Annotated in this window: 13 protein-coding genes, 2 pseudogenes and 1 riboswitch; of the genes and pseudogenes, 5 read left to right on the top strand and 10 right to left on the bottom strand. The window is 56.5% G+C overall.

Annotation, left to right across the window (positions count from 1 at the left end; genetic code table 11):
* The first annotated feature begins 121 nt into the window (after positions 1 to 121).
* Entirely contained in the window at positions 122 to 916 is a 795-nt protein-coding gene (rlmA, locus tag QMG90_RS12700) for a 23S rRNA (guanine(745)-N(1))-methyltransferase (RefSeq protein WP_283279994.1), read from the top strand.
* On the opposite strand, the gene mntP is transcribed toward rlmA, so the two are convergent.
* The 5 genes and pseudogenes from mntP to QMG90_RS12675 form a co-directional block, all read right to left on the bottom strand.
* Positions 913 to 1,479, bottom strand: coding sequence for a manganese efflux pump MntP (gene mntP, locus QMG90_RS12695; protein WP_283279993.1), 567 nt, complete (start codon positions 1,477 to 1,479; stop codon positions 913 to 915). The genes rlmA and mntP overlap by 4 nt on opposite strands.
* A gap of 1 nt (position 1,480) precedes the next feature.
* Positions 1,481 to 1,665: riboswitch (yybP-ykoY riboswitch) on the bottom strand.
* Positions 1,666 to 1,863: 198 nt separating this feature from the next.
* Complete coding sequence (locus tag QMG90_RS12690; RefSeq protein ID WP_283279992.1) at positions 1,864 to 2,322, bottom strand: DUF986 family protein; 459 nt, start codon at positions 2,320 to 2,322, stop codon at positions 1,864 to 1,866.
* A gap of 57 nt (positions 2,323 to 2,379) precedes the next feature.
* Entirely contained in the window at positions 2,380 to 3,231 is an 852-nt protein-coding gene (locus tag QMG90_RS12685; RefSeq protein ID WP_038153561.1) for a PTS mannose transporter subunit IID, read from the bottom strand.
* A gap of 12 nt (positions 3,232 to 3,243) precedes the next feature.
* Positions 3,244 to 3,669 (bottom strand): annotated as a pseudogene (locus QMG90_RS12680) (PTS sugar transporter subunit IIC); the annotation flags it as partial.
* Positions 3,665 to 3,847, bottom strand: a pseudogene (locus tag QMG90_RS12675) (PTS sugar transporter subunit IIA domain-containing protein); the annotation flags it as partial. The pseudogenes QMG90_RS12680 and QMG90_RS12675, both read right to left, overlap by 5 nt.
* A 455-nt stretch (positions 3,848 to 4,302) precedes the next feature.
* On the opposite strand from QMG90_RS12675, the gene yoaE reads away from it, so the two are divergent.
* Positions 4,303 to 5,868, top strand: coding sequence for a CNNM family cation transport protein YoaE (gene yoaE, locus QMG90_RS12670; RefSeq protein WP_283279991.1), 1,566 nt, complete (start codon positions 4,303 to 4,305; stop codon positions 5,866 to 5,868).
* On the opposite strand, the gene QMG90_RS12665 is transcribed toward yoaE, so the two are convergent.
* From QMG90_RS12665 to pabB, 4 genes are all read right to left on the bottom strand, one after another.
* Positions 5,847 to 7,472, bottom strand: a complete 1,626-nt coding sequence (locus QMG90_RS12665; RefSeq protein WP_283279990.1) for an EAL domain-containing protein — start codon at positions 7,470 to 7,472, stop codon at positions 5,847 to 5,849. The two genes, yoaE and QMG90_RS12665, sit on opposite strands and share 22 nt — an antisense overlap.
* Before the next feature lie 136 nt (positions 7,473 to 7,608).
* Positions 7,609 to 8,973 carry an L-serine ammonia-lyase gene (gene sdaA, locus QMG90_RS12660; protein WP_283279989.1) on the bottom strand — a complete coding sequence of 455 codons (1,365 nt, stop codon included), beginning with the start codon at positions 8,971 to 8,973 and terminating at the stop codon, positions 7,609 to 7,611.
* A 174-nt stretch (positions 8,974 to 9,147) separates the two neighbouring features.
* On the bottom strand, positions 9,148 to 9,726 hold the full coding sequence (locus QMG90_RS12655; RefSeq protein ID WP_283279988.1) for a CoA pyrophosphatase: 579 nt from the start codon (positions 9,724 to 9,726) through the stop codon (positions 9,148 to 9,150).
* Between the two features lie 3 nt (positions 9,727 to 9,729).
* Complete coding sequence (gene pabB, locus QMG90_RS12650; RefSeq protein WP_283279987.1) at positions 9,730 to 11,085, bottom strand: aminodeoxychorismate synthase component 1; 1,356 nt, start codon at positions 11,083 to 11,085, stop codon at positions 9,730 to 9,732.
* A gap of 88 nt (positions 11,086 to 11,173) precedes the next feature.
* Here pabB and QMG90_RS12645 point away from each other — a divergent pair, with 88 nt between their 5' ends.
* Entirely contained in the window at positions 11,174 to 11,356 is a 183-nt protein-coding gene (locus tag QMG90_RS12645) for a YoaH family protein (protein ID WP_283279986.1), read from the top strand.
* Here the strand turns inward: QMG90_RS12645 and QMG90_RS12640 are convergent, their stop codons facing one another.
* Positions 11,357 to 11,701 (bottom strand): RidA family protein, encoded by a 345-nt coding sequence (locus QMG90_RS12640; protein WP_049847790.1) that lies wholly within the window; start codon positions 11,699 to 11,701, stop codon positions 11,357 to 11,359.
* Positions 11,702 to 11,832: 131 nt separating this feature from the next.
* Here QMG90_RS12640 and yoaA point away from each other — a divergent pair, with 131 nt between their 5' ends.
* Together yoaA and tsaB are read left to right on the top strand one after the other, a co-directional pair.
* Entirely contained in the window at positions 11,833 to 13,743 is a 1,911-nt protein-coding gene (gene yoaA, locus QMG90_RS12635) for a DNA repair helicase YoaA (RefSeq protein ID WP_283279985.1), read from the top strand.
* Positions 13,744 to 13,810: 67 nt separating this feature from the next.
* A complete protein-coding gene (gene tsaB / locus QMG90_RS12630; RefSeq protein ID WP_283279984.1) occupies positions 13,811 to 14,506 on the top strand; it encodes a tRNA (adenosine(37)-N6)-threonylcarbamoyltransferase complex dimerization subunit type 1 TsaB in 696 nt (231 codons plus the stop codon).
* The last annotated feature ends 21 nt before the right edge of the window (positions 14,507 to 14,527 follow it).

The raw sequence follows: 14,527 nt of genomic DNA, 5'->3' as shown, positions 1-14,527 counted from the left end.
CACGCGCACCATCAGCCATAAAGCCTCGCATCTGCGGGGCTTTTTAATGGCCGCAATTTTCTCGAAATTACCGCGCGATGGCGGTACACTTCGCCCTTCGTTGAATGTCCCCGGAGTTGTCATGTCTTACCGTTGTCCTCTTTGCCACGACCCGCTGACGCGCCGTGAAAACAGCTATATCTGCCCGCAACGGCATCAGTTCGATCTGGCGAAAGAGGGCTATGTGAATCTGCTTCCCGTTCAGCATAAACGCTCGCGTGATCCGGGTGACAGCGAAGAAATGATGAACGCGCGCCGCGCGTTTCTGGATGCCGGGCACTACCAGCCGCTGCGCGATGCCATCTGCCAGCAACTGGCACAGACGGGCGCGACGCAACTGCTGGATATTGGCTGCGGAGAAGGGTATTACACCCACGCATTTGCGGCGATCGTCCCGCAGACCTGGGGGCTGGATGTCTCAAAGGCGGCAATACGCGCCGGAGCGAAGCGTTATCCACAGGTGAATTTTTGCGTAGCTTCCAGTGAGCGCCTGCCGTTTGGTGATAACAGTATAGATGCGGTCGTGCGGATTTATGCGCCCTGCAATCCGCAGGAGCTGGCGCGCGTCGTCCGACCTGGCGGTTGGGTTTTCACTGCCACGCCGGGGCCGTGTCATTTAATGGAATTAAAAGGGCTGATTTACGAGGAAGTTCATCTGCATGCGCCGCACAGCGAACAGCTGGAAGGTTTCGCGCTGCAGCAGCACCAACAGGTGGCGTATCCGATGACGCTGTCAGGTCAGGAAGCGGTGGCGCTGTTGCAGATGACGCCGTTTGCCTGGCGCGCCAGACCAGAGGTCTGGGAAACGCTGCAACAGCAGGCGCAATTCCACTGCCAGACCGATTTCGCAATCCACGCCTGGCAGCGCGACGCTTAACCGGCGAAGTGGCTCCAGAGGATCTGCGAGCCAATGCCAATCAGCACAATCCCGCCGAGAATTTCCGCCCGTTTGCCGAGCAACGGGCCGATAAAACGTCCGATCATCATCCCGAGGGTCGACATAATCAGCGTGGCGCAGCCGATAGCCAGCGCGGTGGTCACAATGCTGACCTGCAGGAAGGCGAGGCCCACTCCGACGGCCATGGCGTCCAGGCTGGTGGCAATCGCGGTGGTCACCAGCAACCAGAAACCATGACGGTTCGGTGCCAGCGTTTCTTCGTCATCATCGCCACGAACCCCTTCCACAATCATTCGTATGCCAAGAAAGACCAGCAACACGAAGGCGATCCAGTGGTTCCATTCCAGCACAAACTGACTCGCCAGCATGCCGAGTCCCCAGCCGATCAGCGGAGTCAGCGTTTCGATGACGCCAAAAATAAGACCCGTACGCAGGGCTTCAGAGAATTTAGGTTTATGCAGCGTCGCGCCTTTCCCGATAGACGCGGCGAAAGCGTCCATCGACATGCCAAACGCGAGAAGAATAGTGGCAGACAAATTCATGGGTGTGTCCTGACCGGGGTATCTCCATATGACACATCACTGCCCCCAGTAAACAGCAGTCGATGCGTCTATGGTCTCGCCTGATCACCAGCGGGCTGGTCATCCGTACGTACCACGTTTTGCAACGAGTATGTTGATACGTACATCTCCGGGAAAGGAAATCGGCTACTCCCCAACGACGGGCGCAACCTTAACATATTTTTTGAATATAAAACAACAACAGGAAATCATTATTTATATTACTTATTGATAACGATTTTCATTTAAATTTATTGGTAATGAAATCGTTAAAAAATAGGAGGAAAGAACGTGAGGGTTATAGCCATTGCTATATTGTTCACCGCGGAAAATTCAGTGAAATATAGCGATGGCTATGTCTTTAACTTATTGAGTTGAAACGAGAAGTTTATATATCTTTTCCAGATCGTCGATATTTCGAACGCGAATAAGCAACCGCCGATGTTCTAATTGCATTACCAGCACGCCGTCCTCAGATAAATTCATCTCTTTAATGCGGTTATAATTTATCCAGACGTTGGCGAAGAAAAATCCCGTTTGTTTGAACAGAATTCTCGGGGTGCGGATCCAGAACAGATACAGTCCCATAAGCGCCAGCGCGCTGAGCAGCCAGGTGGTCACGATCGCGCCATGTTGTGTCACGTTGTTGTAGATAAGTATGGCGACCAGACCGACAAAAATAATCCCGTCCACGCGGTTACGGCGCAGCAGGGGAATGGAAAGCAGCAGAGGACCATTGCGGCGCGGCATGATGAACTGATCATAGAGGGCGTAAGCGAGCAGGGCGACGATAAAAATAATCAGTATCCAGTCCGTGATTGTCATTAAGCCTCCGGATAAAAAAAACCGGGGGCGCAGGGCCCCCGGCATACAGCGAACAGATTACAGACCCAACAGGCCGATAGCGTAGCCCACGATACCGATGACGAAGAAGCCAACGATGATCCACAGCGGGTTCACTTTCTTACGCAGCAGCCACATACAGGCGAAGGTCAGCAGCAGAGGCACCAGGCCCGGCATTAACTGATCAAGGATGGTCTGCACGGTGGTGACACGCGTCTGGCCATCCTGACCGGTGATGGTAGAAACCACCAGCGGGATGTTCACGTGCGTCCACTTGTTAACCAGCGCCCCCATGACAAACAGACCGAGGATTGACGCCCCCTCTGTCAGTTTCTGCAGGAAGCCGCCGCCCATGTCCTGAACGATATCCACCCCTTTACGGTAACCGTATGCCACACCGTAGTAACGGGTCAACAGACGAACCAGGTTGAACAGAACGAAGAACAGCAACGGACCGAGCAGGCTGCCGCTCATCGCGATACCGGCACCCAGCGCCGCAAATACCGGACGTACCGTACCCCAGAAAATCGGGTCGCCCACACCGGCCAGCGGTCCCATCAGACCCACTTTGATACCGTTGATGGCACCGTCGTCGATCTCCGCACCGTTAGCGCGCTGCTCTTCCATCGCCAGCGTAACGCCCAGAACCGGGGCCGCAACGTAAGGATGGGTGTTGAAGAATTCCAGGTGACGCTTAATCGCCTGACGGCGCGCATCGTTGTTCTCCGGGTACAGGCGTTTAATTGCCGGTACCATCGAGAAGCAGAAACCCAGCGCCTGCATACGTTCGAAGTTCCATGAACCCTGGAACAGGTTAGAACGGATGAACACGCCACGAATATCACCCGGAGTGAGTTTTTTCTCGGTAGTAGTTTTAGTGATATCAACCATTTCGCTCACCTGTTAGTCCAGTTCGTTATCGAGATCGTTATTACCAGCGGCCTGCACTGACCCACCCGCGACGCGGTTGTATTTCGGGCTCAGCTGGATGTACAGAATAGCCATCACTGCGCCGATAACACCCAGAGCAACCAGGTTGAAGTTAGTGAATGCCGCGGTGACGAAACCGAGGTAGAAGAACGGCATCAGGTAGCCTGCGCGCATCATGTTGATGACCATCGCATAACCAACGACCACGATCATGCCACCGGCGATGTTCAGACCACTGGTCACCACTTCCGGAATCGCGTTCAGCATGCCCTGAACTTCACTCGTGCCGACAGAAATTGCCACGATAACCGCCGGGATGGCGATACGCATTGCCTGCAGGAAGAGGGAAGAGACGTGGATCCAGGAGAGCGCTGTCAGGTTGCCGGTTTCGGCCGCCTTTACTGGTGTCGAGATTTGCCAACTTCGCGTTGTATTTCTCGATGAGCGTTTCTGCGTTTTCGCCTGGGACGAAATCAATCCAGCCGACGTTCTCCTGCTCGCCCAGCAACATTTCTGCTGTTTTCAGCAGTTGTTCTGCAGCCCAACCATGTGTGCCTATCACAATAGCAATCGTCACTTGCTACCTCCTCTTATTATCTATTTATGCACCACTGCCTTTAGATGCACCTTGAGACTTTGTCAGTAACCGAATCGATTCAGACAAGGGTTCGAGCATAAAAAACTAAGACTTCCGCGAACTATTTTAGATAGTGAAAAAATAATTAATGTGATGAAGATCCGTAATTTAGTTATAGACGATTAATAATTTTGCGGTGCAAAAAATCGTGTTTTTTGCAAATTCAGGTAAATCTTTGCGTCAAACCGATATTCTTTGATATGTTTACCTCCAGTTTAATCAGACAGGAGTACAGGGGTAACCCGTTATATGGACCGTCACCGACGCCACATCTCTTTCAGGTGCTTCGCCACCTGGCAAACCGGCGCCTCGCGCCAGCCTCGTTTCTCACCCGTTTTTGTCACGCCTGCCGGAACTCCCGGAACGACAACGTGCGCCCATAGCAGGAGTCAGACATGGAATTCTTAATGGATCCCTCCATCTGGGTCGGCCTGTTGACGCTGGTGGTGCTGGAAATTGTCCTCGGCATCGATAACCTGGTGTTTATCGCGATTTTGGCTGACAAACTGCCGCCAAAACAGCGTGATAAAGCGCGCCTGATCGGCCTGTCACTGGCGCTGGTGATGCGTCTGGCGCTGCTCTCCGTGATTTCGTGGATGGTGACGCTCACCCGACCATTGTTCAGCATCTGGGAATACAGTTTTTCCGGCCGTGACCTGATCATGCTGCTCGGGGGGATATTCCTGTTGTTCAAAGCGACAACCGAACTCCATGAACGGCTGGAAAATCGCCAGCATGACGAAGGCCACGGCAAAGGCTATGCCAGTTTCTGGGTCGTCGTGCTGCAAATTGTGGTGCTGGATGCGGTGTTCTCACTGGATGCGGTCATCACGGCGGTCGGGATGGTCAACCATCTCCCGGTGATGATGGCGGCGGTGGTGATTGCGATGGCAGTGATGCTACTGGCCTCTAAACCGCTGACCCGCTTCGTTAACCAACATCCGACAGTGGTGGTGCTCTGTCTGAGTTTCCTGCTGATGATTGGTCTCAGCCTGGTGGCGGAAGGCTTTGGTTTCCATATTCCGAAAGGTTACCTGTATGCGGCGATTGGCTTCTCGATAATCATCGAGCTGTTTAACCAGATTGCCCGCCGTAACTTTATTCGTCACCAGTCGACGCTGCCGCTGCGCGCCAGAACGGCGGATGCGATCCTGCGCCTGATGGGCGGTCGCAAACAGGCCTCCGCTCAGCATGATGCCGACAGCCCGTCGTCGCCGGTGCCGGTCACGGAAGGGGCGTTCGCCGAAGAAGAGCGCTATATGATCAACGGCGTACTGACGCTGGCCTCGCGCTCGCTGCGCAGCATCATGACCCCGCGCGGGGAAATAAGCTGGGTTGATGCTAACCTGAGTACCGCTGAAATCCGCGAGCAACTGCTCTCGTCGCCGCACAGCCTGTTCCCGGTGTGCCGTGGCGAACTGGATGAAATCATCGGTATTGTGCGCGCCAAAGAGATGCTGGTGGCGCTGGAAGCCGGCGAAGACGTCGCCGCTATCGCCTCGGCTTCTCCGGCGATTGTGGTGCCGGAAACCCTCGACCCGATCAACCTGTTGGGGGTGTTGCGCCGGGCGCGTGGCAGCTTTGTGATTGTCACCAACGAATTCGGCGTGGTACAGGGGCTGGTTACGCCGCTGGACGTGCTGGAAGCGATTGCCGGGGAATTCCCGGATGCCGACGAAACGCCGGAAATTATCACCGATGGCGACGGCTGGCTGGTCAAAGGTTCCACCGATCTCCACGCTCTGCAGCAAATGCTGGGCATGGACACGCTGGTTGATGACGACCAGGAAGTGGCGACCGTCGCCGGGCTGGTGATCGCCGTCAACGGGCAGATCCCGCAGGTGGGCGACATGATTGAACTGCCGCCGCTGCGCATCACCATTGTGGCGGCAAACGACTACCGTGTTGATCTCGTGCGTATTGTTAAAGAGCAAGCGCATCACGACGACGAAGAAGAGTAATCCTCAATGCTGCGGCTTGAGGGGCCAGGATGCCCCTCATGCTGCGACGGCAGCCGCGGCAGATACTCTGCCAGCCACTGCGGAAGCGCGCTCAGCGGCATCGGGCGCGCATACAAATACCCCTGCAGAATATGTACGCCATGCAGGAACAGATACTGCGCCTGCTCCTGCGTTTCCACCCCTTCTGCAACCAGTTGAATCTTCAGCCGCTGACCCAGCGCGATAATAATGTCCGTCACTGTCGAGTTCACCGCGTCGGTGCCGATGGCATGGGTAAACGACTTATCGATTTTCAGCACGTCCGGGCGCAGTTTTTCCAACCAGGAAAACGAACTGTTGCCGGTGCCAAAATCGTCGATCGCCAGTTTGATACCTTTGCGATGCAATTCTCTGATCAACCGGTAATCCACATCGTGAATGTCATTCCGCTCCGTCAGCTCCACAATCAGTTGTTGATGCGGATGGGCGCTGAACCAGTAATGATTCAGGTCGCGCAGCAATTTACCGTCGACGAAATGGCTCGCCGCCACGTTAAATCCGACGTGAAACAGCGGGCTTTTGGGAAATACCTCAATCTGCCGCACGGTCTCGCTAATCACATAGCGTGTCAGTGTTTCAATCAGATGATGTTCTTCCGCCAGCGGGATAAACACATCCGGCGGGATCGGCCCTAACCGCGGGTTGTCCCAGCGCAGCAGGATCTCCACACCCACGCACTGGTGGTCGGCGGCATTCAGCAACGGCTGGCACCAGACATCAAATTCCTGCGACGCCACCCCCATATTAATTTCCCACGAAAAACTCATCCGGCTGGCGGTGACGAGCCAGGCGATGCCCGCCAGTAACAGACTGAGGATCAGCGCCAGCGGTAACTGGGTGGGCAGGGATTTCAGCGCCAGTTCGGTGGTGCCCGGGCTGATGAGATTGACGGTAAACGGAAAATGCGTCGAGGGCAGGCTAAAAACCTGATCGGACGCGGGCACATTAAGCGCCGTCATGACGCCGCTCGCATCCGACAGATGGCGGTCTTTCACCGTCAGGCTGATGCTGTTGATGAGCGGCTTTTGCGGCTCCAGCATCAGCGTGCTGAGCAGATCAATATTCACGCTCATCAGCACGCCGCTACCGGCATCATTTACGGCGGGATACCATTGCAACAGCAGCGGACGACCTTTAATCAGGGTGTTATCGGTAAACAGCAGGAGTTGTGGCGAATCGCTGGGCAACGTGCTCACCACGTCGTGAATAACGACATTGCGTTCACCCAGTACGCTTGAACAATACAGCGTGCCGGATTTCACCAGCGCAATAGAACGCAACGTCTGCAATGCAGCCGCTTCTGTACGCAATGTCAGGTTGACCGCTGCGCAAGGCTGACCGACGAGCTGAAGCAATTCCGCACGTTGTTTTTCTAATGGTAACAATACCTTATCAATGGTTTCTACGGCGTGAATCGCGGAAATTTGCAACTGGTGCTGATTTTGGCTGCGCTGCGAAATAAATCGCACTGCCAGTGTGGTTAATAGCGTTAATAACGCGACCGCAAGACAGATAATAATGCGCTTTTGTCGGTACTGTTTAATGGCCCGCTGAGCATTTTGCATTGCTGATGCCTGTTATCGTGCTGTAAAGGGAATTAACAACCGCAACAGTGAAAGTGTAGTGCGCTAAAAAAAAAGAGCAGGATGAAGGAGATAAAAAAACGCCCGTCAGGTTGACGGGCGTGAGAAAGATGCGGGGTCAGTCACATTGTACTTTGATGGCCAGGCCGCCACGCGACGTTTCACGGTATTTCGCGTTCATGTCTTTGCCGGTTTCGTACATGGTTTCAATGACTTTATCGAGAGAAACGCGCGGCTCGCTGGTACGACGCATCGCCATCCGCGACGCGTTGATCGCTTTCACGGACGCAATAGCGTTACGCTCAATGCACGGCACCTGTACCTGACCGGCCACCGGGTCGCAGGTCAGGCCGAGGTTATGTTCCATACCGATTTCCGCCGCCACGCAAACCTGCTCCGGGCTGGCGCCCAGCAGTTCCGCGAGACCGGCTGCCGCCATCGAACAGGCCACACCCACTTCACCCTGACAACCGACTTCCGCACCGGAGATCGACGCGTTCATCTTATACAGCGCGCCAATGGCGCCGGAGGCGAGGAAATAGCGGGTGTAGATTTCCGGGCTGACGGGTTCGATAAAGTGATCGTAATAGGCCAGCACCGCAGGAACGATACCGCAGGCGCCGTTAGTCGGCGCAGTGACCACCCGGCCACCGGCGGCGTTTTCTTCGTTCACTGCCAGCGCGAACATGTTCACCCAGTCAACCACGACCATCGGGTCGCTGGAGAGCTTATCACTGGAGACCAGCAGGCGGCGCAGCGCCGAGGCGCGACGTGGCACACGCAGTGGGCCAGGCAGTACGCCTTCGGTGTTCATACCGCGGTCGATACAGGCCTGCATGGTTTGCCAGACGTTGGCGAAGTACGCATCAATCTCGTCTTTGCTGTGCAGCGCCAGTTCATTTTTCATCACCATGCCGGAGAGTGACAGGCCAGTTTCTTTGCAATAACCGAGCATCTCTTGCGCCGATTTGAACGGGTAGGGCACGTCCACTGCGCCGACGACGTCTTTGCCGAAATGCTCTTCATCAACGATAAAACCCCCGCCGACGGAGTAGTAAGTTTTGCTGTAGATTTCGTTGTCGCCCGCGTACGCGTGAACCGTCATGCCGTTCTCGTGCAGCGGCAGGTTGTCGCTGCGAAAACGCATGCCGTCATCCGGCGGGAAATCCACCTCTTTACGCCCCTGCGCCAGCAGCAGACGACCGCGCGTTTGTACGTCGCGGATAAACGCCGGTATCGCGTCAATATCCACGGTATCCGGCTGGTTACCCGCCAGACCCATGATGATAGCGATGTCGGTATGGTGGCCCTTACCGGTTAAGGACAGCGAGCCGTAAACGTCAACCGCCACACGGGTGACGTCATCAATCAGTCCTTTTTCGACCAGATCATCGACGAACTGCTTCCCGGCCTTCATTGGCCCTACCGTATGGGAAGAGGAGGGACCAATCCCCACCTTAAACATGTCGAATATACTAATCACGATAACACTCCTGACAGGGTTGCCGGACCTTCCGGCAACGATGTAATCACTGGGCATAGTGTAAGAGGGAACGGCGGGATCAGCTCAATTATTCACATGAATAAAACTAATGTTTAACCCTGATTTTACTAATGCTGAGATGCCGCCCTTTTCGGGATCACAAGATAAGTATAGCTAAGGAGTTTCACCGATCTGCAGGGCCAGCTCACGGATGATCCCCGCCGTCATGCCCCAGACAAAATAGTGCTGATACCAGGAGAGCCACACGCGGTGCGAATTTCCGCGCCGGTGAATGTCGAGAGGGTGATAGCGGCCCAGGCGCAACGCCTCGGCGAGCGGCATTTCAAACACCGCAGAGACTTCATCGACGCTGGCGTGATAGTGCAGATCCGGGGGAATAATCCCCACCACCGGCGTGACCTGAAACCCCGTCACGCTGTCGACCGGCGGCAGCACGCCGAGAATTTCCACCGTCTCAGGCGGGATGGCGACCTCTTCCTGCGCTTCACGCAGCGCAGCGGCGATAAGTGACGCATCGGTGCTATCCACCGCGCCGCCAGGAAATGCCACCTGACCGGCATGCTTGCGCAGCAGCGGTGAACGCTGAGTCAGTAACAACCCAGGTTGCGCACGACGCACCACCGGGATCAGCACTGCCGCCTGTCGCTGATTCTGCGTACCGAGCCGCGTCTGCGGGCGCAGCAACTGAAAACGGGAGATAAAATCGTCCAGGCTGAGGTCAGGGGATTGCATCTGTTACGACTCCAGTTGTTGCAGTATACGATTCACTTTATCAAAGGTTTCCTGATACTCCGCGCTTTCCTCGCTGTCAGCGACAATCCCGCCCCCTGCGGAGCAGTACACATTGCCATCAATCATTGTCAGCGTGCGGATGGTGATGCTGGTGTCCATATTGCCGCAGAAGCTGAGATAGCCAATACTGCCACACCACGCATTACGCCGCTGCGGCTCAAGCTCGTCGATAATTTCCATCGCCCGCACTTTCGGTGCGCCGGTAATTGACCCGCCCGGAAACGCCGCGCGCAGCAGATCCGTGGCATGCAGATGCGCAGGCAGGGTCGCGGTGATGGTACTGACCAGATGATGTACGGCGGGGAAGGGTTCAACGACGAACAGTTCCGGCACCTTCACGCTGCCCGGAACTGCCACGCGGCCAATGTCGTTGCGCATCAGGTCAACAATCATCAGATTTTCCGCCCGGTCTTTCGGTGAGGCCGCCAGCGTTTCCGCCTGCTTGCTGTCGGCCGCGGGGTCGCTCAGTCGCGGCAGCGTGCCTTTGATAGGGCGGGTCTGAATCGCGCCCTGTTGCAGATGAATAAAGCGCTCCGGGGAGAGGCTCGCCACTGCGCCGTCGTCAAGACGCAAAAATGCGCTGAACGGCGCGCGGTTCTGACGATTCAGGCGCACAAACGCCTGCCAGGCATCACCTGCACAGCGGGCCTGAAAACGCTGGGCCAGATTGACCTGATAGCAGTCGCCGCTGTGCAGATACGCCTGCACCTGGCGAAACTTCTCGCCATAGCTTTCCCGGCTCAGATTAGAACGCCACGGCGACGTCAGGGCGAAATCCGCCTCAGTCGGGCGCGTTTGTGATTCGAGCCACTGCAGACGTGCAGCGGGATCGCCATAGCTTAACAGCGTTACTCGTTTTAACGAGTGATCGACAATCAGCGCCCAGTCGTAGATCCCCACCGCCATATCGGCAAGCGCGATGTCGTTTTCCGCAACGGACGGCAGGTGTTCAAAGCGACGACCGAGATCGTAACCGAACAGCCCCAGCGCACCGCCGAGAAACGGTAACGCCTCATCAGCAGGCGGATAAATGCCGCAGTCGTCCAGCGCCTGTTGCAGTAACGTCAGCGGATCTTCGGTGGATTCACGCACATCGCTGCCGTGACGCAGCGTGGTAGTATCGCCTCGGGTCACCAGCGTGCAGCGCGGATCCGCGACCACAATGTCATAACGGCTGTAGGGATGGTCGGCATAGCCGGAATGCAGCAGCATTGCCCAGGGCGTCGCGCTGAGCGCAGAAAACCAGTGTTCTGCGGCATCTTCACGCCAGGGCAGTGTCATAATAGAAGGGGACAACATCTTCCTCGATCGATAAAGTCTGCCGGCCACTGGTGAATGGCGGGGCGACATGAAATAATTACAGCCAATAATGTAGCAGGAGTCAGTCATGTTTGCAGGTTTACCTTCGCTCTCCCATGAGCAACAGCAACAAGCCGTAGAGCGTATTCAGGAACTGATGTCGCAGGGGATGAGCAGCGGTCAGGCGATTGCCCAGGTCGCGGAAGAGTTGCGCGCCAGCCATACCGGCGAGCGGATCGTGGCGCGCTTTGAAGACGAAGACGACGAGTAATTACGCCGCTGCGATAATCTTAATTTCAACTTTATATTGCGGTTTCATCAACCCGGCCTGCACGGTGCAACGTACCGGCGCATGGCCTGCCACCACCCACGCATCCCACGCTTTGTTCATCGCCGCGAAATCGGCTTTATCGGCGAGAAAAATCGTTGCATCCAGAATGCGGGATTTATCGCTACCCTGTTTTTGCAAAATGGCGTCAATCTGCGCCAGCGTGTTGGCGGTCTGCTCAAAGGCATCGGCATCAAGATTTTCCGGGACGCCGGTGTAGTAAATCGTCTGGTTGTGGATCACAACGTCAGACCAGCGGGCTTCGGCGTCGATACGGGTAATCGTCATAGTCAGGTTCCTCTGTGATATTCCATCGGTGTGCCGCAAGACTGCCACAATGTGCCGCCGGAGTCATCACTTCGACTGGCGCAACGCGCTGCGGCCTGACATAATCCCTGTCCAGATATACAGGGGGTAGTGTGACGGACGATTTTGCAACAGACGGTCAGTTAGCTAACGCGATACCCGGCTTTAAGCCGCGTGAACCGCAGCGTCAGATGGCGATGGCGGTGGCGAAGGCTATCAAAGAGACGCAACCGCTGGTCGTAGAAGCAGGCACCGGAACCGGCAAAACGTACGCCTACCTGGCGCCAGCGCTGCGGGCAAATAAAAAAGTCATCATCTCTACCGGCTCCAAAGCGTTGCAGGATCAGCTCTACAGCCGTGATCTGCCGACTGTAGCGAAAGCGCTGGGCTTCACCGGCAAAACCGCGTTGCTGAAAGGGCGCTCGAACTACCTGTGTCTGGAACGTCTCGAACAGCAGGCGCTGGCGGGAGGCGATTTACCGGTACAGACGCTGAGCGACGTGATCCTCCTTCGCTCCTGGTCTAATCAAACCATCGACGGTGACATCAGCACCTGCATCAGCGTGGCGGAAGACTCTGCCGCCTGGCCACTGGTCACCAGCACCAACGATAACTGTCTCGGCAGCGACTGCCCGCTCTACAAAGACTGTTTTGTGGTCAAGGCGCGAAAAAAAGCAATGGACGCCGATGTGGTGGTGGTGAACCATCACTTGTTTCTCGCGGACATGGTGGTCAAAGAGAGCGGTTTCGCGGAGCTGATCCCGGAAGCCGACGTGATGATCTTCGACGAAGCGCATCAGTTGCCGGATATTGCCAGTCAGTATTTTGGTCAGTCACTCTCCAGCCGCCAGTTGCAGGATCTGGCGAAAGACATCACTATCGCTTACCGCACAGAACTGAAAGATACCCAGCAGTTACAGAAATGCGCCGATCGTCTGGCGCAAAGCGCGCAGGATTTTCGCCTGCAACTGGGCGAACCCGGCTATCGCGGCAATCTGCGCGAGCTGCTGGCGGACAGCAATATTCAGCGTGCATTGTTGCTGCTCGACGATGCGCTCGAACTTTGCTACGACGTGGCGAAACTGTCGCTGGGGCGCTCGGCGTTGCTGGATGCGGCTTTTGAGCGCGCCACGCTGTATCGCGGCCGTCTCAAGAGGCTGAAAGAGATCAACCAGCCCGGTTACAGCTACTGGTATGAATGCACGTCGCGCCATTTCACCCTCGCGCTGACGCCGCTGACCGTCGCCGACAAATTCAAAGAAGTGATGGCGCAGAAGCCCGGCAGCTGGATTTTCACCTCCGCTACGCTGTCGGTGAACGACGATCTGCACCATTTTACCGCTCGTCTCGGCATTGAAGCGGCGGAATCACTGCTGCTGCCAAGCCCGTTCGACTACGAAAAACAGGCGTTACTGTGCGTACCGCGCAATCTGCCGTCGCCCAACCAGCCTGGTGCCGCGCGGCAACTGGCGGCGATGCTGCGGCCACTGATTGAAGCCAACGACGGGCGCTGCTTTATGTTGTGTACCTCACACGCCATGATGCGCGATCTCGCCGAACAATTCCGCGCCACCATGACGTTGCCGGTGTTGTTGCAGGGCGAAACCAGTAAGGCGCAGTTGTTGCAGCAATTTGTCAGCGCCGGCAACGCCCTGCTGGTGGCGACCAGCAGTTTCTGGGAAGGGGTGGACGTGCGCGGCGATGCGCTGTCGCTGGTCATCATCGACAAGCTGCCGTTTACCTCCCCGGACGACCCGCTCCTCAAAGCGCGTATGGATGACTGCCGTCTGCGCGGCGGCGATCCGTTCGACGACGTCCAGTTGCCGGATGCGGTCATTACCCTCAAGCAGGGTGTCGGGCGCCTGATCCGCGACGTGGACGATCGCGGCGTGTTGGTGATCTGCGACAACCGGCTGGTAATGCGTCCCTACGGCGCGGTGTTCCTCGCCAGTCTCCCTCCGGCGCCGCGCACGCGCGACCTCGGCCGGGCGGTGCGCTTCCTCGCGCTGTCATCAACACGGTAATTTGCTACGGACTGTGGTAAGATGCGCGCCATTTTGAAGACCTGCTATTGCAAGAGCGCGAAAACCCATGCGAATTCTGGCTATTGATACCGCCACAGAGGCCTGTTCTGCCGCCCTGTGGAATGACGGTGCTCTCTCCGCACACTTTGAGCTGTGCCCCCGCGAACATACGCAACGCATCCTGCCGCTGGTACAGGCGCTGCTCGACGAAAACGCTATTGCGCTGAGTGACCTCGACGCGCTGGCCTTTGGCCGCGGACCGGGCAGTTTTACCGGCGTGCGCATCGGCATTGGTATCGCGCAGGGGCTGGCGCTCGGCGCTGCGTTGCCGATGATTGGTGTCTCTACGCTGGCGACCATGGCGCAGGGCGCCTGGCGTAAAACCGGTGCGACCCGCGTGCTGGCGGCGATTGATGCGCGGATGGGCGAAGTCTACTGGGCGGAATATCAGCGTGACGAGCAGGGCGTCTGGCACGGCGAAGCGAGTGAAGCGGTGTTGAAACCGGAGGCCGTCAACGCGCGACTGAAACAGCTCGACGGTAACTGGGCGACCGTCGGCACCGGCTGGCAGGCATATCCTGACATGGCGCAGGGCGCTGAACTCACGCTCACCGATGGCGACGTGCTGCTGCCATCCGCCGAAGATATGCTGCCGCTGGCCTGTCAGCTTTATAGCGAACAAAAAACGGTGGCGGTGGAAAATGCCGAACCGAAATATTTACGTAATGAAGTCGCGTGGAAGAAACTTCCGGGCCGTGAATGAATCTGAGTAATAAGAGATTTT

The organism is Trabulsiella odontotermitis, assembly GCF_030053895.1.
Lineage (GTDB): Bacteria > Pseudomonadota > Gammaproteobacteria > Enterobacterales > Enterobacteriaceae > Trabulsiella > Trabulsiella odontotermitis_C.
The sequence above is the reverse complement of the archived record's forward strand: the minus strand, read 5'-3'. Positions and strand labels throughout refer to the sequence as shown.